Below are 23,624 nucleotides of genomic sequence, written 5' to 3'. Positions count from 1 at the left end.
TTTTATATTGAGAATTACTACAACTCAGTGCGAATGCATGGGACGATTGGAAATGTTAGCCCCATACAATATGAATCAATGAATTAAAACCCCGTGTCTACTTTATCGGGGTCAGATCATTTAACTGATAGCTGACAGCTAAAAACTGACCGCTTCGCTATTTAACCACTTCACTATGACTCCGGCTCATACCCCAAATTAGGCGATAGCCAACGTTCAGCCTCTTCGAGCGTCATATTAGTTCGCTTGGCGTAATCTTCTACCTGATCCTTTTGAATAGATGCTACGGCATAATATTTTGCCTCTGGGTGTGAGAAATACCAGCCCGAAACCGCAGCCCCTGGCCACATGGCGTATGAGCTGGTGAGCTGCATGCCAATGCGTTTTTCGGTATCGAGTAACTGCCAAATTTTCTTTTTCTCAGTGTGCTCTGGGCACGCTGGGTAACCAGGCGCTGGGCGAATACCTTGGTAGTTTTCGCGAATTAGCTCATCGTTACTTAAGTTTTCATCGGCTGCGTAACCCCAATACTCTTTGCGCACTTGTTCGTGCAAGTATTCTGCAAAGGCTTCTGCAAGCCTGTCGGCAACGGCTTTTACCATTATTTTATTGTAGTCGTCTTGCTTGGCATCGAACGCGTCGGCTAGGTCGTCTTCTTCTAAACCGCCCGTTACTGCAAACGCGCCAAAGTAATCAGGTGTGCCTTTTGGCGCAATGTAGTCGGCTAAACAATAGTTAGCAAAGTCGGTTTTTTCGGTTTGCTGGCGTAAATGGCATGAGGTAGTTAACAGCTCTTTGCGGGTTTCGTCGGTGTAAATTTCTATGTCATCACCCACGCGGTTTGCAGGGAATAAACCAATTACACCTAAAGGTTGCAAAGCACCTGACTTTTCAAGGTCGTCGAGCATGTCGTTAGCGTCTTTAAATAAGCTACGTGCTTGCTCGCCAACGACTTCATCGTCCATTATGCGCGGGTATTTACCAGCGATTGACCACGTCATAAAGTACGGGGTCCAATCTATGTATTTACGTAACGTGGCGATTGATACATTTTTAAATTCGGTCACGCCCAGCTTTTTAGGCACCGGTGGCGTGTAATTATCCCAATCAAGCTTGGCTGCGTTATCGCGGGCACGCTGTATGGTAACGGGTTTTGAACGTGGCTTTTTGCGCGCTTGTTGCTCGCGTACTTTTTCGTACTCGGCTTTAGTTTTTTCTAAAAAGGCCGGTTTTAGCTCTTTAGATAATAAGCTTGATACCACGCCCACTGCACGGCTGGCGTTATTTACGTACACTACGCCTTTGTCGTACTGCGGTTCAATTTTAACGGCAGTATGCGCTTTAGAGGTCGTTGCGCCGCCAATCATAAGTGGGAGCTCAAAGCCTCGGCGGGTCATTTCTTTGGCTACGTGTACCATTTCATCAAGCGATGGGGTAATTAAACCCGAAAGGCCGATTATGTCGGCTTTTTCGTCAATCGCGGTTTGCAGTATTTTTTCGGCAGGTACCATTACGCCTAAGTCGATTACTTCGTAGTTATTACATTGCAGTACTACGCCTACAATGTTTTTACCTATGTCGTGCACGTCGCCTTTTACGGTGGCCATAACCACTTTACCGTTAGTGGCACCTTCTTCTTTTTCGGCTTCTATGAATGGGTCTAAGTAGGCCACTGCGCGTTTCATTACGCGGGCCGATTTAACAACTTGCGGTAAAAACATTTTACCTGCACCAAATAAATCCCCTACCACGTTCATGCCATCCATTAATGGCCCTTCAATTACGTGAATAGGTTTATCGGCGGCAGCGCGGCATTCTTCCGTGTCTTCATCTATAAAAGTAGTAATGCCTTTTACAAGGGCGTGCTCTAGGCGTTTTTCAACAGGCCATGTACGCCACTCTAAATCTTCTACGCGTTCGGCTTGTGCCATACCCGAAAACTTAGGGGCTATTTCTACAAGGCGCTCACCTGCACCGGGGTCAGTGTTAAGAATTACATCTTCTACGGCTTTGCGAAGTTCCTCGGGGATATCGTCGTAAACTGCAAGCTGGCCTGCGTTTACAATACCCATATCCATACCCGCTTTTATCGCGTGGTATAAAAACACCGAGTGAATCGCTTCACGTACGGGGTTATTACCCCTAAACGAAAACGAGACATTAGACACCCCGCCCGACACTTTACAGTGCGGTAAGTTTTGCTTAATGCGGCGTGTCCCTTCAATAAATTCTACGGCGTAGTTGTCGTGCTCTTCTATACCAGTGGCTACGGCAAATATATTGGGATCGAATATTATGTCTTCCGGCGGGAAGCCAATCTCTTCGACTAATATTTTGTAGCTGCGTTCACAGATTTCGTATTTGCGGTCTGCGGTGTCGGCTTGGCCGTCGGTATCAAACGCCATAACCACAGCGGCGGCGCCAAATCGTTTAATAATTTTAGCTTGACGTTTAAACGGCTCCTCCCCTTCTTTAAGCGATATTGAGTTAACAATAGCCTTGCCTTGAATACATTTAAGGCCTGCTTCTATTACTTCCCATTTAGAGGAGTCGACCATAATGGGCACTTTAGAAATATCGGGCTCTGAGGCAATTAAGTTTAAAAACTTAACCATGGCCGCTTTTGAGTCCAACATGGCTTCGTCCATGTTTATATCAATAACTTGGGCGCCGTTTTCTACTTGCTCGCGAGCCACATTCAGGGCGGTTTCGTAATCTTCTTCCATGATTAAGCGTTTAAACATGGCAGAGCCGGTTACGTTGGTACGCTCGCCAACATTGGTAAATACTGCAATTTGCTGGGTCATGTTGGCTCCTAGTTTAAGTTACAGGCTTCAAGGCCTGATAAACGCATACGAACATCAAGCTCTGGCAACGCGCGAGGTTTAACGCCTTCAAGCCCTTTGGCAAACGCACGAATATGCGCAGGCGTTGTGCCACAGCAGCCACCAACAATATTTATAAAGCCCGATTTGCCCCAGTCTATAATCTCTTTCGCCATGTCCTCTGCTTCTAGGTCGTACTCACCAAATTCGTTAGGTAAACCGGCATTTGGGTGTACTGAGGTAAATGTTTCGCATACGCGCGAAAGCTCTTCTACGTATTGCCGAAGTAAATCGGGGCCTAGGGCGCAATTAAGGCCTATAGAAAGCGGCTTAATATGGCGAATAGAATTATAAAATGCTTCGGTTGTTTGCCCCGAAAGCGTACGCCCAGAGGCATCGGTAATTGTGCCCGAGATCATTACTGGTAATGTACGCCCTGCTTGCTCAAACGCTTCTTCTACTGCGAATGAGGCCGCTTTTGCATTTAGCGTGTCGAATATAGTTTCGATAAGTATTAAATCGGCGCCGCCTTCCATTAATGCAAGGGTAGACTCAACATACGCAGTAACCAGCTTATCAAAGGTAATGTTGCGATAACCTGGGTCGTTTACATCTGGCGAAATTGAGCAGGTTTTAGAGGTTGGCCCTAACACACCGGCTACATAACGTGGTTTTTCTGGGTTTTTAGCGGTGAACTCGTCACATATTGCGCGCGCGAGTTTTGCCGACTCTAAGTTTACTTCACGGCTTATGCTTGCCATGTCGTAATCTTCCATCGAAATGGTGGTTGAGTTAAAGGTATTGGTTTCAATAATGTCTGCACCTGCGGCTAAAAAGCTGCGGTGTATATTGGTTATTAACTCAGGTTTTGTAAGGCTTAATAAATCGTTATTGCCTTTAATTAGTACGTGCCAGTCTTTAAAGCGCTCGCCTCGGTAGTCTTCTTCTTCAAGCTGGTGAGTTTGGATCATGGTGCCCATGGCGCCATCTAAAATTAAAATACGCTCTTTTAATGCAGCGCTTAATTCGCTGTGTTTATTATTGTTTTGCACGTTATTCGGCATAGTTGTTAGTCCTCACATCTTGGCTAACTAAATTAATATCATAAGGGGTCGTTTGGTACACGTAGTAATTTAACCAGTTCGAAAACAGCAAAAAAGCATGGCTTTGCCACGTTTTTGACGGCTTTTTGCTTGCGTCGTTATCTGGAAAATAGTTTTCGGGTTTTGGCGCATCAGGGCTTTTTTGTAAATCGCGCTCATACTCTGCTTTTAGTGTGTCGGCATCGTATTCTGGGTGGCCGGTTATAAACACTTGACTGCCCGACTTATTTTTCATTAAGTAAGCGCCTACTTTTTCAGAGCCAGCCAGCACGACTATATCGTCGCAGGCATTTATTTTATTTATATCTATGTGGCCATAACGTGAGTGCGGCACTAAAAAGGTGTCGTCGAAGCCACGAGTAAGTGCCCCGTGATCAAAGTAACACTGGTGAGTAAACACACCACAAAGTTTATCTTCTTTTAAATCGCGTTTTAAATTGTAACGATGATACAACGCGGCATGCGCCGCCCAGCACGAAAACAGCGTAGAGGTAACGTGCTGCTCTGCCCAATCAATAATCACTTTTAGCTCATCCCAGTACGCAACATCGTCGTATTCAAGGTGTGCGAGTGGCGCGCCGGTAACAATTAACGCATCGTAGTTATTCTCTTTCACTTCTGAAAAATAACGGTAAAAGGTATCTAGGTGCTCTTCTGAGTTGCTACTACTACGGTGCGTATCTAGGCGTAATAGCTCTACATTTACTTGCAAAGGAGAATTGGCAAGCAAACGAATAAACTGCACTTCGGTTTCTACTTTATTAGGCATTAAATTTAAAATAGCCAAACGCATAGGACGAATTTCTTGCGTTTTTGCGCGACTTTTTGGCATTACAAACACGTTTTCTTCACGTAAACGGGCAATAGCCGGTAGCTCGTCTTTCACTGTAATTGGCATATTTTTTACTCCTACTCATAAAAACCGAGAATTTATACGCTCTCATTATGAACAGTATGCTAAAAATATCAACCTCTAGATGTATAGATGTCTAAATGAAATTTATTCATGATTTTATCAGATTTACAAAAAGTTATAGATCAGGAGGAATGCATTTATATTGAAATATTTTGTTTAACTGTATTGAAGTCGCGCTACTAAAACCAGTAGCGCTATTTCAATTAAAAACGATAATTTACGGATAAATTAAGAGCGTAAATATCACCTTCATCTGTATCAAAATATTGGTATTCAGCGCTTACTTGCCAGCGTTGAGTTAACCTATAGTCAATCCCAGTACCGGACGTTACACCGCCTTCGTCATAATTTTGCTCAGTGATTAACGTAGAATTTGTATCTGAGCCAGTTATTGATTCTGCAAGGTTTCTTATTTCACCTTCATTGTAACTTAATTTATTTCTACCATAGCCACCAAATAAAAACACATCTGCCCGAATTGAAATGGGATAATTAGCTTTCACAAATATACTTGTTTGCAAATCAAGGCTTGAGTCAATTTCGCTCTTAATAGATTCTGAGGTTAACGAACCATCTAGCGGGTTTCGCGCGTAAACAAGCCCATTTAGAGGCGTTGATTCGTCATTTAAACCAAAACCTACACGACCTTCTATCGCAAAGTATCGCGAAAACTGATAGCCAAACTGGCCGTATAGTGTTGTAAATCGTATGCTATCACTCTCGTATACATCAATTTGCGTAGACCCTATCCCTACTCCTTGGTAATAACCATTTACGTGGAGTATGTCTGCTTGGCTCGAAAATGAGTATAAACCTAAAAGTAATGCCCCTAACTTTGTAACTGTTTTCATGTTCATTCCTTTAAACCTTTGTAATATTTAATTATGCGATGTTTTACAACGACTAAGAGTGGTCTGCCTGTATAATTTGCTTATACCTTACAGTTTGTAAATATACTGTACCACTTTTGTTAAAAGTGAAATGTATTTGAACAATATAAAACTATAGATTACAGAATTTTACACAATAGAAATCCTGTCATAGTGGTGTTTTAAATGGGCAAGAAAATAAAGTACCGTTTAGATTAGCGTATTGTTCTATACGCCATTCGTTGACTGTTTCACCCGTGAGCCACTACAATACAACATTGAAATTTTTATTATTATTTGAAGGCTTTCCTCCATGGTTTTACCTGATAAGTTTATATTCTCGATGAGTCGAGTATCTAAAGTTGTGCCACCTAAGCGCACAATTTTAAAAGATATTTCGTTGCACTTTTTCCCTGGCGCTAAAATTGGCGTGCTAGGTTTAAATGGTGCTGGTAAATCTACATTACTTCGCATTATGGCCGGTGTTGATCAAGACTTTGAAGGTGAAGCTCGCCCTCAACCTGGTACTAAAATTGGTTACTTACCGCAAGAGCCAGTACTGGACGAAAGCAAAACAGTACGCGAAATAGTTGAAGAAGCTGTTGGCGAAGTAAAACATGCCCTTAATCGCCTTGACGAAGTGTACAACGAGTATGCAATGGAAGACGCTGACTTTGACGCCCTAGCAAAAGAGCAAGGCGAGCTTGAAGCAATCATTCAAGCGCACGATGGTCACAACATCGATAACGTTTTAGAACGCGCTGCTGATGCACTTCGTTTACCTGAGTGGGATGCTAAAATTGAGCACCTTTCAGGTGGTGAGCGCCGCCGTGTTGCTATTTGTCGTTTATTACTCGAAAAACCAGATATGCTTATTCTCGATGAGCCTACTAACCACTTAGATGCTGAGTCGGTTGCTTGGCTTGAGCGCTTCTTACATGATTACGAAGGCACTGTTGTGGCGGTAACGCATGACCGTTACTTCCTTGATAATGTAGCTGGCTGGATACTAGAGCTTGACCGTGGTGAAGGTATTCCGTGGGAAGGTAACTACTCTTCTTGGCTTGAGCAAAAAGATGCGCGCTTACAACAAGAGCAAAAATCTGAAAAAGCACGTCAAAAATCAATTGCTCAAGAGCTTGAGTGGGTGCGTTCAAACCCTAAAGGTCGTCAAGCTAAGTCTAAAGCGCGTATGGCGCAGTTTAGCGAGCTACAGCAGTCTGATTACCAAAAGCGTAACGAAACTAACGAGCTATTTATTCCACCTGGTCCGCGTTTAGGCGACCAAGTACTTGAAGTTAATAACTTACGCAAGAGTTTTGGCGATCGCGTATTAATCGACGATTTAAGCTTTAGTATGCCAAAAGGCGCGATTGTGGGCATTATCGGTGCCAATGGTGCGGGTAAATCAACCCTATTTAAAATGCTAAGCGGTGAAGAGCAACCAGATAGCGGCAGCATTAGCGTAGGTGAAACTGTAGAGCTTGCAACGGTTGATCAGTTCCGTGGCAACATGGACGAAAGCAAAACTGTATTCCAAGAAATATCTGACGGACAAGACGTACTAAAAATTGGTAACTTTGAGTTCCCAAGCCGTGCGTACGTTAGCCGCTTTAACTTTAAAGGTAACGATCAGCAAAAGTTTGTAAAAGACTTATCAGGTGGTGAGCGTAACCGTTTACACCTTGCTAAGCTTTTAAAAGCGGGTGGTAACGTAGTACTACTGGATGAGCCAACCAATGACCTTGATGTTGAAACACTTCGTGCCCTTGAGAACGCTATTTTAGAGTTCCCTGGGTGTGTAATGTGTATATCGCATGACCGTTGGTTCCTTGACCGTATTGCAACGCACATTTTAGATTACCGCGACGAAGGCCAAATTAACTTCTTCGATGGTAACTACACTGAATACGAGGAGTGGCTTAAAAAGACCTTAGGCGCAGAAGCTGCACAACCTAAGCGTATTAAGTACAAAAAAATTGGTTAATTGTTAACTGATATAATAAACCCTGCATTTATGCGGGGTTTTTTTATGCCATTTTTTATCGCTATGGGCTATTTCCCGCTATGCTTGATTTAAATATTACAATAAAGGCAACTCGTTTTATGGAAAATCGACGTCAGTTCTCGCGTATTCTTTTTTCAACCGCGGCCCAATTAGAATTTGCAGGAGAGAGCTACCCATGCAAATTACTCGATGTATCTTTACATGGCGCACTCATTACTAAATGCGCGGCGTTTAGTGGCACAAAAAATAGCGAAGCCACCTTGCGCTTTACCTTGCCACAAAGCGATATAGAAATAAAAATGGAGGTGTTTATTTGCCACATAGAAGATAAACACATCGGCCTTAATTGCCACCATATAGATATAAACAGCATTACCTATTTAAAACGGTTAGTTGAACTTAATTTAGCCGATGAACAATTACTTCATCGTGAGCTTGCCTCATTGATTGAATAACGGCAATAGACTCCCTTAGTTAAGTTTATTACCATAGCGCAAACTTTATTATTGATATGGTTATGCGCCTAAACCCTCACTTACCTTTGGTCTATCACAGTAATTATTCGTTTAGCTTTGACCCTAAGCACCGATTTGTAATGAGTAAATTTGCTCATTTATATGAGCAGGTTAAAGGTTTAGGCATTGCAGGTAATAATTTAGTAGAGCCTATTTTGGGCTCCCCCGAGCCACTTGAACTGGTACACTGCGAAAACTACATTCACGATTTATGGCATAACCGCCTAGACGAAAAAGCCATGCGCCGCATTGGCTTACCTTGGTCGCAACCGCTAATGAACCGTACATTCACCGCCCCACAAGGCACGTTACAAACTGCACGCTTAGCATTAAAGCATGGCTTAGCCTGTCATTTAGCAGGCGGTACGCACCATGCACACACTGATTTTGGCTCAGGTTTTTGTATGGTGAACGACTTAGCCTTTACCGCGCAAACATTAATACAAAGCGGTGAAGTGACCAACGTGCTCATTTTTGATTTAGACGTACACCAAGGCGATGGCACAGCTGCAATGCTTGCACATCAGCCGTATGCGTATACATGCTCTATACACTGCGAAAAAAACTTCCCGTTTAGAAAATCCCCCAGCGATTTAGACATAGGCCTTGCTAACAATATGCAAGACGCAGAATACTTAGGCGTTGTGGATGATACGCTGCAGTTTTTATTAAAAGAGCTCAACCCCGATTTAGTCCTATACGATGCGGGTGTAGATATTTGGCAAGACGATGGCTTAGGCAAACTAGATATAAGCTGGGACGGCATTAAACAGCGTGACCATTTAGTGTTTAAGCGCTGCCTTGAACATAACACCGCTATTGCCAGTGTTATTGGTGGCGGCTACGACAGAGACCATACGCGTTTAGCGCAGCGCCATGCAATAGTAATTGAGCAGGCTGCTGGTTTTTAAAATAAGTATTAACCTGTGCGCTTTATACTTTTAACTGGCTTGGGGTTAGCCCTGTCCAACGTTTAAATGCCCGCCTAAAGTTAGGAATATCGTAAAACGCCAAACGCTCAGCAACATGCTCATTGCACTTAGCGCGCAAGGTAAGTAAATAAATGGCTTTATGTTTATTTTGCTCATCTACTAAGCTCGAAAAGCGCATATTATGGCATTTTAGTTTTCGTTTAAACGTGGCTGGGCTCATGGCAAAATACTGGGCGGTTTGCTCTAAACTTGCCTCGTTATAAGTGTGTAGATAGCGCCAAACAGCCTCTATAAAGGTGTATTTTTCGTGTGATTTTACAGCCAATTGAGCGCGTGCTTGCATAAAGCGTAATTCGCTGGCGTACGGGTTAGCTTGGCGAAGTAATGTTTTGCTAATTACCCAACGAGTCGTTGGCTGCTCAAAGCGCAGCTTTAAACCTAAATGTTGCTCGTACTGATGAATATGTCGCGGTCGCTTAAAGCTAAAGTCGAACTCACATTGCGGATAGTGCGGGCTTAAACGCTTTAATAAACTATAAAACGCAGCACTGTAAATTTCTAAAATGTAGTTGTGTAGGTCGTCATCAAGCCCTGTAGCAGCATTTAAAAAAATATAAAATTGCTGATTACTTACATAGTGCTGACTAAAAAACAAAGGGCAAAGCTGTAAATGCGCTCGCTGTATTTGTAACAGAGCCGCTCCTAGTTTAGCGCTGTACAATACACTTTGTGCTGCGCTACTTGAATCGTTAACTAATTGACTCCCTAGTAAAAAACCGCTGTCGGGGGTGTTCATTAGGCGTTTAAATTGACTTAGTAATTTAACTTGCTGCTCTAAACTAAAGCAATGTTCAACGCTGAGTAAGTCTTGCTCAAAAATCCCGGTGCCGCGTAACAACTTATGTAAGGCAACCCCCCTACTTTGCGCAAGCTCTACAACGGCAGTTATAAGCCCCTGTGCAGTTAAATACTTGTCACTTAAGCTAACATAACTGTTCACTGCTGGTGGCTCTTTGTTGTTTTTGTAGTTGTAGGCCGCTGTGCAATTGTTGCATTAGCATGTGAGCTGTATCACTTTTTTGCGCTTGTATGATGTGGGTAGTTACACACTGAAACTTAGCAAGCCCAGAGCCTTCTACTTTAAAAGCACAATGTTTTAATGCGGCTGTTATTTGCCTAAGAAGCTCTTGACCTTGCTGCTTTGATGTGGCTGGCATTAGCACCATAAAACAGTCTCCCGCATAACGACATACCACATCGCTTAACCGACAGTTCATTAGTATAAGCTCGCTTATTTCGCGTAGCAGTCGATCCCCTTCGCTAAAACCAAACTCATTATTAAAACTCGCGAAGTCGCGTATATCAATAGCGGCTAATAAAACTGGCTGCGGCGCCTTAAGCTGCGTGTTTAAAACGCTTTGTAAGTATTCGGCTGTATAAACACCGGTCACGGGGCATACTTTATCGTGCTCACGTAAATGTGCTTCACGGCGCCTTAGCTGTTTATTTAAAACATATTGTTCTTGGTGCCAATGGTATAAACCTAAACTGGTTAGCAGCATCCCAACGGGGGCTGGCAGTGACTCTATCCAGCTTAGCCACTGCTGCGCAGGTTGCATTAACCATTCATCGAGCAAATCGAGCGTAGCCGAGAACATAAATAAACCAAGCCCAAGCACCAAATAACGAGTAACTTTGCCCGGCGGGCGCGAAATAAGTAAGGCAACAATCCAAGTTAGGGTCATAATCACTATGCCGCCCTCACCAATAATATCGAGCCATTGTATGTGTTGCAGCTCTTTGAGCTCCCCTAAATAGGCACATAAAAATATGGCTAATAACGCCATAGCTATAATACTGTTTGTTAAAAGCCGATGGCTAATAAAGGGATTAAATCGCATAGTTTGTCTTATTTAAATTGCGTATGTATTTATGCTACCCGAAGTGCATTTTTTGTAGCAGGGTCATATTAGCTCAATGATGTGACAGCTAAATGATATGCACTTACTTATAACCTGCACATAGCCCATTAACGCTATATTGCTTGGGAGTGCGATTAGCTCACACGCCAAGGTAAAGCTTTTAAAACCTTAATAACCTGCTGATCTAAATAGGGTGTTGTCACATTTGCGTCATTTAATTTAATTAGTTTGCTTTCAAACCAAGCAGCAACAGGAGCAAATTACATGGCACACTTTAAACTTAAAGCACTGGTAACAGCGCTATCACTTTGCAATTTAGCAGTACATGCAGCACAAGAAGAACACAGAACTGATGTAAAAATATCTGAAGAGTTAGTAGTTTATGGCGAAATAGGTTATCGCAACCGCTCACAAGAACTAGCCCCAACGCTTGAATACTCTCAAGAATACTTTCAGCGTTTTGAACCACTAACAGCAGGTGATGCACTAAAGCGTGTACCGAGTGTGACGTTTTTATCAGATGTGCTTGAGTCTGACGGCGCACGTATGCGCGGTTTGAGCCCTGCTTACACAAAAGTACTGATCAATGGCGAAGAAGTTCCAGGCGCAGGCGCTGATCGCTCATTTTTTGTTGACCGTATTCCAGCAGAATTAATCGAGCGTGTAGAAATAATTCGTTCATCAAGTGCCAACCGCTCTGCCGATGCAATTGCGGGCACCCTTAACATTGTACTTCGCGATGGCTACAGCTTAGACGGCGGTTATATTCGCGCAGGAGGATTACGCTATGATGACGGTGAACTAAAAGAAAGCTTTGCGGGCGTTTACGGTACTGAGTTTGCAGGTGGACGTTTACTACTAGGCGCTAATTTTCAAGGTCGTTATAACCCAAAACAAAAATCAAGCATACGTTATGGTGATAGCCCTGAAAATAACCCTAATTACGCAACTGATGATTTTGATAACCGTGAAGATCAATCTGATACTCGTGATGGCGATGACACATCATTAAATGCCAGCTTTGAAAAGGTATTTGATAACCGTGGCAAGTTTGATATTAGCGCTATGTGGGTTGATACAGACCGTACCGAAGACGAGCGTTCTTTTGAATATGACGATGCATCTGCAACCTCAGGCTCTATTGTTGAAGGCGGTAATTTACTCTCGGATAACGCGAACGTCGCTTATATTGATCAAACTAACTACAACATTAACTCAGGTTATGAATTACCGTTATTAGGCGGTACCAGCAAATTTAAAGTAGGCTATGCCAGCTTTGAAGAGTCAGTTTACGAGCAAGAAGTTGAACTTGATACATCTGAGCTCCCAATGGTTTTTGAAGAAGCAGAAGAAACTGTTGAGATTGACGATAAAGAATGGTCATTACAATGGCAACATAGCTTACTGCTAGGTGACTCAAAAGAAGTTCAGTTTGGTGCTTTTGTTCAAGGAAAAGAGCGCGACACAGCAATTTTTGAAGCTGAAGATGAAAGTGAGCAAACACTTACTGGCTGGGATCAATTTAGCCAGACGCCAATGTCATTAGCGCAATTTAACAATGAATTTGAAGCAGTAGACGGAGGCGTTAATACGCTTGAAGAAGACCGTTTTGACTTATTTGCATTAATCAAACACGAAGCAGATGTGTTCTCATGGGAGATGGGTGTGCGCTGGGAGTCAACTGACTCAAGCATTACCGATACCAATGAAGGCGTTACTGCCGAAAATGATTATGACTTTTTCTTACCTTCAGCTCACTTTCGTTACAGTGTAAGTGATAACGGCCGAGTCAGCGCCTCTGTTGCTCGTAGCTTGCGCCGCCCAGATTTTGATTACATGACACCGGCTCTACTTGAAGAAGAACTCGCTGATAATGACTTTTTAGGTAACCCAAATCTTAAGCCAGAATCTTCTTGGGGTATCGATTTAGGTTACGAATACCGTTTAGGTAAAAGTGGCGTTGTCGGTGTAAACGTATTTTACCGTGACGTTAGCGACCTAATTGAAATTGCCAGCACAGGTGTTGAAGGCTCAGAAGGCGAAGGTACATTTGTACTGCAACCACAAAATACTGGCGATGGCACAGTACAAGGTATTGAGTTTGATTTATCAACGCCACTGAGCGCAATCAACATGCCAAATACTGGTATTTTCTTAAACTACTCTTGGCTTGACAGTGAAGTTGAAGACAGTTTTGGCAAACGTAAATTTAACGACCAATCAGATTATGTTTATAACATTGGCTTTATCCAAGATTTACCAATACTGCGTGCATCATTTGGCGCAACTTACCGTAACCAAGGTGATGCATACGGACGCTTTGTAGGGGAAGAAGTAACAACCTCTTACGGTGCTGATTTAGAGCTTTTCGTTGAAAAGCGCTGGGATGACGTAACCCTTCGCCTAGTGGGTTCAAACCTACTTGATGCCAGTAATGATGAAGTTTTTAACAAATTTGACTCACTTGATGACCAAAACAGCCGTGACTTTGATGAGTACGAGCTTGAATCTGAAGAAGCAGGTCCTGTGATTCAACTAATGTTGCGCTACGCATTTTAATAGCAGGCATCATCATATTAGGCACGTGATGGATTGCTATTACGTGCCTTTTGGGAGTTAGAACATGTTTAAACTGTCTTTCATAATGGCCGCCCTACTGAGCTCATCAGCACTCAGTGCAGTCGAGCCTGTTATTTATAAAGATGAGCTTTATCAACAGCAAAAAATAGCTAAGTTAAATACGCTACCTGATAGCCTTAATTTTATGGTAATTGGCGACTGGGGACATAACGGCCACTTTTATCAAAAAGAAGTCGCACACCAATTAGAAATAGCCATGTATCAAACCGATGCTGACTTTATCGTCTCAACTGGTGATAACTTTTACCCGAATGGGGTAGCAAGCGTCAACGACCCTTTATGGCAATCTGCCTTTGAGGATATATACCACGGCCCGCACACATTTGAAGACTGGTATGTTGTTTTAGGTAATCACGATTACTTGGGCAACGCCCAAGCACAAATTGACTATACAAACAAAAGTCAGCGCTGGCAGTTACCTGCAAGGTACTACAGTAAAACATTTGCGCTTGAAAACAACGAGCAAGTGTTAATGGTTTTTTTAGATACCAACCCAATTCAGCCGCAATACAGAGACCGTGATAAATATCGCTCTACCCAAGGGCAAGACTATAAAGCCCAGCTTACTTGGCTTGAAACCCAACTTGCCGGCAGTAAAGCAAAGTGGAAGATTGTGGTCGGTCATCACCCGCTTTATTCAAGTGGTAAACGCTTTGGCCGTAACCAAGGGCTTCGCGACATTTTAGAACCTATTTTGGAGCGTCATAACGTGCATGCTTATATCGCAGGGCACGAGCACGACTTGCAATACAACCAACCAAAAAATAGCAAAGTGGCTCACTTTATCTCTGGTGGAGGCAGTGAAGCACGGTTTGTAAAACAACGTGAATTTACTCGCTACGCAGAAGCAACACCTGGTTTTTTAAGTGTATCTATCAATGGCGAAACACTCAGTGTAAGTGCGATTAATCACCTTGGTGAAGTACGTTTTAGCACTGAAAAGCACATAGATAAGTAAAGGATAAAATAATGAACTTTAAACTAAATACAATTTCAGCGGTGCTTGGCAGTGCACTCCTAATAACTGCAATAAGCGGTTGTACAAGTAATGACGATACGCAAAATAATACAGCTATTGCAAAGCCATATATTGAAGAAACAGGTATTAAAACTAAATTATTCGGCCCACAACAAAACATGCAAGGCTCACAAGCCGCTGCACTTGGTACTAATCAATGGCTTATTGCCAGTGAAAGCCAAGGCTTATTAATTGCCGATAACGAGCAAAGCCGAGTGCTGCTCGCCGGAAACTTTGAGTCAATTTCACTAAAACAATTATCAGCGCAGCAATTGTTACTCTCAAGCATTGATAAAAGCCAAGACAACGTCGCCATCTTTAAGCTTGAAAAAAATGGCCAAACTTGGCAGATAAATGAACTCTCTCGTATTACCCCGCCCCAAGCTCAGCCTGATGCCGTATGTTTATTTAAAAACGCAGATAATAAAACTATCTCAGCGTTTGTGCCAGATGTTCGAGGCTTGATCAGCGAAACCATCATTTATGATTTAGCCACTAAACAAGCTAAAAATATTGCAGTACGTGAGTTCTCTGCAGTCACTGAGGCTTCAGGCTGTGCTGTTAATGATGAAACTAAAACTTTGTATGTGGGCGAAGCAGAGCTAGGTGTGTGGGCCATTAATGCTGATGCGGAATCAAATGCCAACAAACAGCCAGTGGCATTAGTTGAGCCTTACGGTGAATTAAACAGTGAAATTGGGGCATTATCAGTATCACAAGATGGTACTTTATGGCTTACTGCCACTGATGGCAATATGATCTATGCTTACCACGAAAATACTGAAAAACTAAGTCAGTGGTCACTTTCTGGCGATCACACCATTGAATCTGTTGCAGCGAGCTTGATCAATAACAATCAAGTGCAGCTAGTTTTAATTGATGATGAAACAGGTGCCTACATTCAAGCAAACGTTAACTACACTGCGCAAACAGTTACTTCACAAAACAAAGTCGCGATGACTCACCTTCATGCCAGCGCACAAACAACGCCAGTTGCAGCATTTGGTGATGCAGCGGATGACCCAGCAATTTGGATAAATGAACAAGACGCTAAAAGCAGCTTAATTTTAGGCACAGATAAACGCCGCGGCTTAATGGTTTATGATCTTGCTGGCAACAAAGTACAATCACTTAATGTTGGGCGTTTAAATAATGTTGATGTACGCCAGCATAAGGGTATAAACAACGAAACCCAGACTTGGATCACAGCCAGCAACCGCACGCTTAACAGTATTAGCGTGTTTACTGTCGATAGCGAGAACAAAGTAAACCATGTAACAGAAGTAGCCACAAACCTAGCCGAGATTTACGGTATGTGTATGTATTCGTCTGAATCTGGTCAATACGTATTTGTTAATGATAAATCAGGTTTGTTCCAACAATATAAACTCACCGGTGAGCAAGGTAACTTAAGCGGTGAACTGGTTAGAGAGTTTACCCTACCAAGCCAACCAGAAGGCTGTAGTGCTGATGATAAGCGCGGCCAATTATTTGCAGGTGAAGAAGATGCAGGCATTTGGTATATCGGTGCTGAACCCAGTGCTGGCAACAAAGCGGTCATGCTACAAGGTATAAATGAGCAACTTGTGGCAGATGTTGAAGGCATGGAAATCTATCATGCTGATGATAAGCGCTATTTAGTGGTATCAAGCCAAGGCGATAATAGCTATGTGCTTTATAAAATATCAGATAATACACAGCCTAGCCTAAGCTTTGCAGGTAAGTTTAATGTGATTGCTAATTTAGATAAAGGCATTGATGGCGCAGGTGAAACAGACGGCTTAACCGTTACAGCAAAACCTTTACCAGGCTATCCTGAAGGCATGCTTATAGTGCAAGACGGCTACAACCGTATGCCACTACGACCACAAAATTTTAAAATTATTGACTGGCGTGAGGTTAAAAAAGCGATTAAGTAAAAACCTACCATATTTAAACGCAATAAGGCTCTTACGAGCCTTTTTACTATGTGTATTTAAAATAAACCTATTAAATTTAGAGTTATTAAAGCTATATACTACACTTTAAGCTCATAAATTAATTGAGATTATTATGCGTTTACTTCTTACTTTGTTGATCATTACTATAAGCGGATACGCTTTTGCTGAGGAAGAGGCAGCAGAATTGCCCCCGCTCAACCCCAAATACAATGCTGAGCATGCAATAGCACTGGTGAATAAAGGTTCAGGAATTTATGCGTTTAACTTACCCGGCTATAAATTACCTCACGATGTACAAGTGGTGTATAGGATTAAAAACCCCGATGTGGCTTTTTTAGATATTGTGCGCAACGCAGAGCTTATAACGCTAAAGCCCAAACCTTTTAATATTCAACGCTTAATGCGCGGTGAAGAAATAACCATTACCGCAGATGTGTACGAAGGCAATTACAAAAAAGCAGGCAGCCTAATTTACACAAACAGAACAATAGAAATGAGTAAACAGCTATATGCTCGCCAATTAAAAGATTTAGCTAAACCTAGCCAGTGGCAAGAATACGACATGATAGACCTAGGTAGCACAGAGCGAATTTACATTCATAAAATTAGCCAAGCACCTAGTTTCAGCCACTTAATTTTTGTAGATTTAGTAAATGCCTGTATGCAAAAATTTAGAACCTCAACCCTCCTTCCTAGCCAGAATGAGTTAACGTATAAATTTATAAACTGCGGCACCCTAAAACCTTTATTTTACGAAGCAGAAAGTTTAAATAAATAGTTTCAAACATGAAAAAAGGCCCTTTCGAGCCTTTGGATTAACTTTGGAAATATAAAGTTTTAAAAATTATATCAGTGTAAGCAGTTGTGGCGCTGCGCTGTGGTAGTCAACGGCCATAGCTATACTGAGTGCTGTAATATTTATAATAGAAAAAGCAAACACTTGGCGTGCCCAGCTCGTTAAATTAATATTACGGCGATAGCCACGCAGTGCCATAAGTAACCACCAAAAACTGGTAATACACGCCACAGCCATAAAGGCGGCGCCAGTGTAGCCACTTATTGGTAATAGCATGACGACTAAAGCGTACACAGCAATATAAAGTACAATATGGCGCTTCGCTTTATCAATACCTTGCGCTACGGGTAATACGGGAATACCTGCGGCTTGGTAATCTTTAAAGCGAAAAATAGCAATGGCATATGAATGCGGCATTTGCCACAAACTAAACATTACTAATAGTATTAATGCACCTATATCGAACTGCCCGGTTACAGCGCAGTAACCTACAACAGGAGGCACTGCGCCAGAAAGGCTACCTACAAACGTGCCATAAACAGAATTGCGCTTCATGTAAAGGCTATAAACCCCAACATAAATGACATAGCCAAACGCTGCAAAAAATACCGCGGCTTGTGTGGTGTAAGCAATGAGTAAACCAAACCCTACAACCCCCAATAAAACCCCGTGACTCAGTGCAGCAAAGGCCGACATTTCGCCTGTTACTGTAACCCGCGTACGAGTACGTGCCATGGCTACATCTATGTCTCTATCAATTACATTGTTGATAGCACAGCCCGATGCAACCACAAGTGACAAACCAATAAGCGTAACAACCATTAGCCATGGGTCTATATCCCCGCGCGAGGCAAGTAAAAAACCGCCTGCAACGCTGATAAGGTTGCCCATAATAATGCCTGGCTTAGTCACTGATAAATAACGACGAAACATCTTCAACTCCTAGTACATCATCATTGCGTTAGATTCGTAAATTATCCAAACCGATAACCCAACAACCATGACGATAATTAGGGCACTGAATAAAAATGAGAAGGTACTTGCACGGCCATCTTCTGTCGTAAAATTAAGGTGTAGAAAGTATTTTAAGTGCACCCAAATTTGTACAATAGCTAAAGCAACAATGCTCCAAAGCGTAGTTACTTTTGAAAAGTCGCCTTCCATTACCATGTAAAACGGTATCGCGGTTAAAATTATTGATAGCACAAAGCCTATTAAGTACGTTTTAACACTGCCATGAGACTCATCATGGTGCTCGTTTTGCATTTGCTTTAACGCGTGCGCTTCGCTGTGGCTCATTACATTGCTCCCATTAAATAAACAACGGTAAATACACAAATCCAAACAATGTCTAAGAAGTGCCAAAATAGGCTTAGGCAGCTTAAGCGTGTCACTGTTTGTTTACCTAAGCCACGTTTAGCCACTTCTATCATCATAATACTCATCCAAATTAGACCCGCAGTTACGTGTAAACCATGTAAGCCTACTAACGAGAAGAATGAGGTTAAAAAGGCACTTTGTTGTGGACCATTACCATGCACAATTAGGTGGTGAAATTCGTAAATTTCCATGCCTATAAACACAGCACCTAAACAAAAGGTAATAAACAACCAGGTGAGTGTTAGTGCCTTTTTTTGCCCTTGTGCGGCAATCATGGCAAAGCCAAAAGTAATACTACTAATGAGTAGCGCCGCTGTTTCTACAGCAACGAAGTCGAGTTCAAAAATGTCTTTACCTGATACACCACCGGCTGTGTTCATAAACAGCACGGCGTAAGTGGCAAAAAACGAGGCAAACAATAGGCAATCGGTCATTAGGTATAACCAAAAGCCAAAGATTGTATCGCCAGAGGTATCGTGATGCTCATGTGCATGAGCATCGTGCGAAACTGAGTCTAAATGGGCAGTTTCTACATTCGCAGATAGTGTACTCACGCGCTTAGCTCCTTATTTCCACTAGAATTATACGCAGCTTCAATACGTGCGATTTCATCAGGTTGTATATAGTAATCAACATCGCTGGTGTAACAACGCTTGATAAATAAGGCAATTGCGCCAACAAAACCAACGGCAGCTAACCACCAGATATGCCAGATCATGGCAAAGCTAAATACAGTTAAGCTTGCTGCAATTAACACCCCAGATGCTGTGTTTTTAGGCATATGAATTGGGCTGTAGCTTGCTTTTGTTTGATACGCTTGGCCTTTTTCTTTCGCTTCGGTCCATGCATCAATGTCATCAACGTGAGGAATAGTTGCAAAGTTATACACTTGTGGAGGTGAGCTAGTTGCCCATTCTAGTGTATGGCCGTTCCACGGATCGCCGGTTGTATCGTCAAGTGCTTCGCGGTCTCTAAAGCTAACAAATAGCTGCACGACTTGGAAAATAATACCAAACATAATAATGACAGCACCGCCTGCGGCAATGTATAACCACATGTTCCAATCTGGGTTATTAGTGTGGTTTAAGCGACGTGTCATACCTAAGAAACCAAGTACATACAACGGCATAAACGCCACGAAGAAACCAACTATCCAACACCAAAAAGACGCTTTACCCCATTTTTCGCTAAGCTTAAAGCCCATTGCTTTAGGGAACCAAAATACAAAACCTGCAAGGTAGCCAAATACAGCGCCACCAATAATTGTGTTATGGAAATGCGCAATTAAGAATAAACTGTTATGCAACACGTAATCGGCACCCGGAATAGCCAGTAGTACGCCGGTCATACCGCCTACTGTAAAGGTAACCATAAAGCCTAATGTCCAAAGTACAGGAACGCTGATACGTAAACGGCCGCGGTAAATGGTAAACAACCAGTTGAATAGCTTAACGCCAGTTGGGACGGCAATAACCATGGTCATTACCCCAAAGAACGCATTAACGTTGGCGCTCGACCCCATGGTGAAAAAGTGGTGTAGCCAAACAATAAAACCTAAAATAGAGATTGCACCGCTGGCATACACCATCGATTTGTAACCAAATAAACGTTTACCGGCAAAGGTTGAGATAATTTCAGAAAAAATACCAAAAGCAGGCAGTACTAAAATATAAACCTCAGGGTGACCCCACGCCCAAAACAGGTTGATGTACATCATGGCGTTGCCGCCCGCTGCATTGGTAAAAAAGTGAAAATCAAGGTAACGGTCAAGCGTTAGCATGCCCAGCACAGCAGTTAAAATAGGGAAAGATGCTGCAATTAAGATATTTGCCCATGTACATGCCCATGTAAAAATTGGCATTTTCATTAGGGTCATACCTGGGGCACGCATTTTAAACACAGTCGCTAAAAAGTTTACTGCAGTTAAAAGTGTACCGAGCCCGGAAATTTGCAAGGCCCATATATAATAATCGACCCCCACCCTAGGGCTAAAGGTCAGCTCCGAAAGCGGCGGATACGCCACCCAACCTGTTTTTGCAAACTCACCAAATACAAGCGACAAGTTAATTAAAATGGCACCGCTGGCAGTAAACCAAAAACTTAGGTTATTTAAAAATGGAAAAGCGACATCGCGTGCGCCAATTTGCAGTGGCAATACAATGTTCATTAGGCCAATCATAAATGGCATAGCCATAAATATGATCATGATAACGCCGTGCGCTGTAAATATTTGGTCGTAATGCTCAGGAGGCAAATAACCAGGTGCACCGCTAGTAGCAAGTGCTAACTGCGCACGCATCATAATGGCATCAGAAAAACCACGAAACAGCATTATTAATGCTAAAAAGATGTACATTACGCCTAAGCGTTTATGATCAACAGAGGTGATCCAGTCGTGCCAAAGCACGCCCCACTTTTTATATTTAGTAATAAGCCCGGCAATAATAAGCCCGGCAATCGCTATCACCGTCATGGTAACCATTATAATTGGCTCATGAAACGGAATTGCGTCGAGTGAAAGTTTACCTAAAAACGACATTATTATTCCTCGCCCTGGCTGTGAGATGAAGGCATTGCGTGTTCATTCATTTCATGGTGCTTTTTGCTCATTTGCCCATGCTCGCTCATCGCTTGATGTTTTTTGTTCATATCGCCATGTGCCTGCATATACTTCATAACAATGGTATGAAATAGGCCTTCGTCGACCTTGCCATAATAGGCAACAGGGTTGTTTTCACTGGCTGTTGCAAGCTCAACATAATTGGCATGCGTGAGGTTATTAGCATTGGCTTTAACGCTTGTTACCCACTTGTCAAAATCAGCTTGTGTTGGAGTGGCAATGGCATTGAACTTCATACCGGTAAAACCTGCGCCACTGTAATTAGCAGAAAAGCCTTTAAATGTGCCCGGCTCATTTGCGATTAAATGAAGCTTGGTTTCCATGCCTGCCATAGAATAAATTTGACTACCTAGCTGAGGAATAAAAAACGAGTTCATTGTGCTTTCTGAAGTGATTTTGTATTCCACCGGCACATTCGCCGGAAATACCAATTCATTTACCGTTGCAATACCTTGCTCTGGGTAAATAAATAGCCACTTCCAGTTTAATGAAACCACCTCTACAGTGAGGTGCTCGCCTTTACCTTCAATAGGTTTATAGGGGTCTAAGTCTTGGGTAGACTGCCAGGTAATAACACCTAAAATAATAACGATAACAATAGGAACAGCCCAAACAACGGCTTCAATCTTATTTGAATGAGCCCATTTTGGTGCATAAATTTCATGATCTTGTGTGTCTCGGTATTTCCATGCGAAATACAAAGTCATCACAATAACGGGGATTACTACGAGCAGCATAAGGACAGTAGCAATGATGATTAAGTTTTTCTCATCAATACCTATTTGGCCTTTTGGATCGAGTATCCCGCCTTTACAGCCTGACAACGCCAGCACCGTACTAGCTAAAGCAATATTACAAAGGTTACGAATTAACAAGGGAGTATCCTACAAACCTAGAGTTTTAATTTGCTGCTTTAAATAAAAATTAAGCAACGATTTTTCAATAAAAACCCAAGTTAACTAGAACTAAATTATAAAAATAAAGGGGACTGAACCCGCTGCAAGTGGATGCAAAAAATACCTAGCAACAAACCCAGCTTCTAAACGCATTTATATAACGTAATAAAAGTTAACTTGGGTGAGTGTTGGTTGGCTGACGTGATTAAAACACGCGGCTACATTGCTAATGCAAACTTTAATTATTTACAGCAAGAAAAAATAATTAAAACCAGCAACAAGTGAAGCCTTACAGACAACCTGTAAAGCTAGGTGGAGCACGACAACCATGTGCAGCGGACACAGGTTGGTGTACTTTTGCCTCGCGAAAAGCGAAAGCGGCTTTACGAAGGATTATTCCAGCACGACGCGCCGGAAAAATATGGAACAATAACCAGCAAAGGCCAATGAGTAACTGACTAGATATGATCGGATGAGCTAAAAATTGCGTAACGTGCAGCAAAACAGGCTCAACAATAGAGCCATTGCTAAACAACGCTTCAAGCTGAAAGGCATCCTCTAATGCACCACTTAGCAGCATTACCGTATTAAACACTAATAATGTTATAGCGACACACACGCCCTTGCCCGCTTTATTCAAGCGCTCACACGTTTGCGGTTTGCTAGAAGCAAAAGCCGTATTTGTATGATGCAAAGAAAGTGTGTTCAAAGACATTAACCTACTAAATGACTAATAACAAAATTAGAGTAATAAAGCGCGCAATGGAAAAATTAAAAAAACATTGCTGCTGTAAGCCCTAAAACGAGGTGCTAAATACAATCAAACCCGGCTAGCACACATTTACCTAGTGAGAATTGATCCGTATCAAATAAGCTTTCAAAACTTACTGAAAGTTCGATGCTGAGTATAACAAAGACAGTTTTCGGTTCAACAAAAAATATAAAGTTTTGCGTTAAGCTTTCGCAGCTATTTTGTTAATAAAAAATTACATAATAAAAATAAAGACTTAGTTTATAAATATTTTATATTTAGGAAGCGTGAGGAGTAGAGATAAGGGGGATTAATGAAGTTAAAAATAAAGCCGCACAAACAAAAACAGCCCAAATTCAGTCACCACCGAACTTGAGCCGCCTTTCACACTGACAACATCTTCACACACAATATAAAGATTCTTGGTTTACACTGCGTGGCAATTGTAGGGAATAAAAACAACTCAAAACCAGTCACCACCGACCTTGAGTTG

General features: G+C 42.2%; 20 protein-coding genes. 8 read left to right on the top strand and 12 right to left on the bottom strand.

The features are described 5' to 3' along the window. Window positions 1-6 precede the first annotated feature (6 nt). Entirely contained in the window at window positions 7-87 is an 81-nt protein-coding gene (locus CWB60_RS21185) for an IS3 family transposase (protein ID WP_369128032.1), read from the top strand. 86 nt (window positions 88-173) lie between these two features. Here the strand turns inward: CWB60_RS21185 and metH are convergent, their stop codons facing one another. From metH to CWB60_RS14625, 4 genes are all read right to left on the bottom strand, one after another. Further along, window positions 174-2,807 carry a methionine synthase gene (gene metH / locus CWB60_RS14640; protein ID WP_138578281.1) on the bottom strand — a complete coding sequence of 878 codons (2,634 nt, stop codon included), beginning with the start codon at window positions 2,805-2,807 and terminating at the stop codon, window positions 174-176. An 8-nt stretch (window positions 2,808-2,815) separates the two neighbouring features. Continuing rightward, on the bottom strand, window positions 2,816-3,889 hold the full coding sequence (locus CWB60_RS14635; RefSeq protein WP_138578283.1) for a homocysteine S-methyltransferase family protein: 1,074 nt from the start codon (window positions 3,887-3,889) through the stop codon (window positions 2,816-2,818). Continuing rightward, complete coding sequence (metA, locus tag CWB60_RS14630; protein WP_138578285.1) at window positions 3,879-4,826, bottom strand: homoserine O-acetyltransferase MetA; 948 nt, start codon at window positions 4,824-4,826, stop codon at window positions 3,879-3,881. Before metA ends, CWB60_RS14635 begins: the two co-directional genes overlap by 11 nt. Before the next feature lie 221 nt (window positions 4,827-5,047). Beyond that, window positions 5,048-5,695 carry an outer membrane beta-barrel protein gene (locus CWB60_RS14625; RefSeq protein ID WP_138578287.1) on the bottom strand — a complete coding sequence of 216 codons (648 nt, stop codon included), beginning with the start codon at window positions 5,693-5,695 and terminating at the stop codon, window positions 5,048-5,050. Between the two features lie 331 nt (window positions 5,696-6,026). Between CWB60_RS14625 and ettA the strand changes: the two genes are divergently transcribed. From ettA to CWB60_RS14610, 3 genes are all read left to right on the top strand, one after another. After that, on the top strand, window positions 6,027-7,700 hold the full coding sequence (ettA, locus tag CWB60_RS14620; protein WP_029773845.1) for an energy-dependent translational throttle protein EttA: 1,674 nt from the start codon (window positions 6,027-6,029) through the stop codon (window positions 7,698-7,700). Window positions 7,701-7,819: 119 nt separating this feature from the next. Then, a complete protein-coding gene (locus CWB60_RS14615) occupies window positions 7,820-8,176 on the top strand; it encodes a PilZ domain-containing protein (protein WP_029773844.1) in 357 nt (118 codons plus the stop codon). A gap of 62 nt (window positions 8,177-8,238) precedes the next feature. Beyond that, window positions 8,239-9,147, top strand: a complete 909-nt coding sequence (locus tag CWB60_RS14610; protein ID WP_096042099.1) for a histone deacetylase family protein — start codon at window positions 8,239-8,241, stop codon at window positions 9,145-9,147. Window positions 9,148-9,169: 22 nt separating this feature from the next. Here CWB60_RS14610 and CWB60_RS14605 read toward each other — a convergent pair whose 3' ends face one another. Together CWB60_RS14605 and CWB60_RS14600 are read right to left on the bottom strand one after the other, a co-directional pair. Then, entirely contained in the window at window positions 9,170-10,168 is a 999-nt protein-coding gene (locus tag CWB60_RS14605; protein WP_096739996.1) for a helix-turn-helix domain-containing protein, read from the bottom strand. Then, the gene (locus CWB60_RS14600) at window positions 10,152-11,069 is read right to left on the bottom strand and encodes a GGDEF domain-containing protein (RefSeq protein ID WP_004587438.1); all 918 of its coding nucleotides are present in this window, start codon (window positions 11,067-11,069) and stop codon (window positions 10,152-10,154) included. Before CWB60_RS14600 ends, CWB60_RS14605 begins: the two co-directional genes overlap by 17 nt. A 285-nt stretch (window positions 11,070-11,354) precedes the next feature. Between CWB60_RS14600 and CWB60_RS14595 the strand changes: the two genes are divergently transcribed. The 4 genes from CWB60_RS14595 to CWB60_RS14580 all read left to right on the top strand — a co-directional run bounded on the left by CWB60_RS14595 (window position 11,355) and on the right by CWB60_RS14580 (window position 17,466). Continuing rightward, window positions 11,355-13,649, top strand: coding sequence for a TonB-dependent receptor plug domain-containing protein (locus CWB60_RS14595; protein WP_138578289.1), 2,295 nt, complete (start codon window positions 11,355-11,357; stop codon window positions 13,647-13,649). A 64-nt stretch (window positions 13,650-13,713) separates the two neighbouring features. After that, window positions 13,714-14,688 (top strand): metallophosphoesterase, encoded by a 975-nt coding sequence (locus CWB60_RS14590; RefSeq protein ID WP_138578291.1) that lies wholly within the window; start codon window positions 13,714-13,716, stop codon window positions 14,686-14,688. Window positions 14,689-14,699: 11 nt separating this feature from the next. After that, window positions 14,700-16,667, top strand: a complete 1,968-nt coding sequence (locus CWB60_RS14585; RefSeq protein WP_138578293.1) for a phytase — start codon at window positions 14,700-14,702, stop codon at window positions 16,665-16,667. Window positions 16,668-16,800: 133 nt separating this feature from the next. Then, window positions 16,801-17,466: a hypothetical protein gene (locus CWB60_RS14580; RefSeq protein WP_138578295.1), complete on the top strand. Its 666-nt coding sequence runs from the start codon at window positions 16,801-16,803 to the stop codon at window positions 17,464-17,466. Between the two features lie 66 nt (window positions 17,467-17,532). Here CWB60_RS14580 and cyoE read toward each other — a convergent pair whose 3' ends face one another. From cyoE to CWB60_RS14550, 6 genes are all read right to left on the bottom strand, one after another. Next, window positions 17,533-18,417, bottom strand: a complete 885-nt coding sequence (gene cyoE, locus CWB60_RS14575) for a heme o synthase (protein WP_055016849.1) — start codon at window positions 18,415-18,417, stop codon at window positions 17,533-17,535. 9 nt (window positions 18,418-18,426) lie between these two features. Further along, window positions 18,427-18,783 carry a cytochrome o ubiquinol oxidase subunit IV gene (gene cyoD / locus CWB60_RS14570; RefSeq protein ID WP_138578297.1) on the bottom strand — a complete coding sequence of 119 codons (357 nt, stop codon included), beginning with the start codon at window positions 18,781-18,783 and terminating at the stop codon, window positions 18,427-18,429. Then, the gene (cyoC, locus tag CWB60_RS14565) at window positions 18,783-19,418 is read right to left on the bottom strand and encodes a cytochrome o ubiquinol oxidase subunit III (protein ID WP_004587445.1); all 636 of its coding nucleotides are present in this window, start codon (window positions 19,416-19,418) and stop codon (window positions 18,783-18,785) included. The genes cyoD and cyoC overlap by 1 nt, the downstream gene beginning before the upstream one ends. Further along, on the bottom strand, window positions 19,415-21,403 hold the full coding sequence (gene cyoB / locus CWB60_RS14560) for a cytochrome o ubiquinol oxidase subunit I (protein WP_138578299.1): 1,989 nt from the start codon (window positions 21,401-21,403) through the stop codon (window positions 19,415-19,417). Before cyoB ends, cyoC begins: the two co-directional genes overlap by 4 nt. A gap of 2 nt (window positions 21,404-21,405) precedes the next feature. Then, window positions 21,406-22,359 carry a ubiquinol oxidase subunit II gene (cyoA, locus tag CWB60_RS14555; RefSeq protein WP_138578301.1) on the bottom strand — a complete coding sequence of 318 codons (954 nt, stop codon included), beginning with the start codon at window positions 22,357-22,359 and terminating at the stop codon, window positions 21,406-21,408. Window positions 22,360-22,669: 310 nt separating this feature from the next. Further along, window positions 22,670-23,089: a hypothetical protein gene (locus CWB60_RS14550; RefSeq protein ID WP_096042109.1), complete on the bottom strand. Its 420-nt coding sequence runs from the start codon at window positions 23,087-23,089 to the stop codon at window positions 22,670-22,672. Between the last annotated feature and the right edge of the window lie 535 nt (window positions 23,090-23,624).

Source organism: Pseudoalteromonas sp. S327 (genome assembly GCF_005886415.1).
Lineage (GTDB): Bacteria > Pseudomonadota > Gammaproteobacteria > Enterobacterales > Alteromonadaceae > Pseudoalteromonas > Pseudoalteromonas atlantica.
The sequence above is the reverse complement of the archived record's forward strand: the minus strand, read 5'-3'. Positions and strand labels throughout refer to the sequence as shown.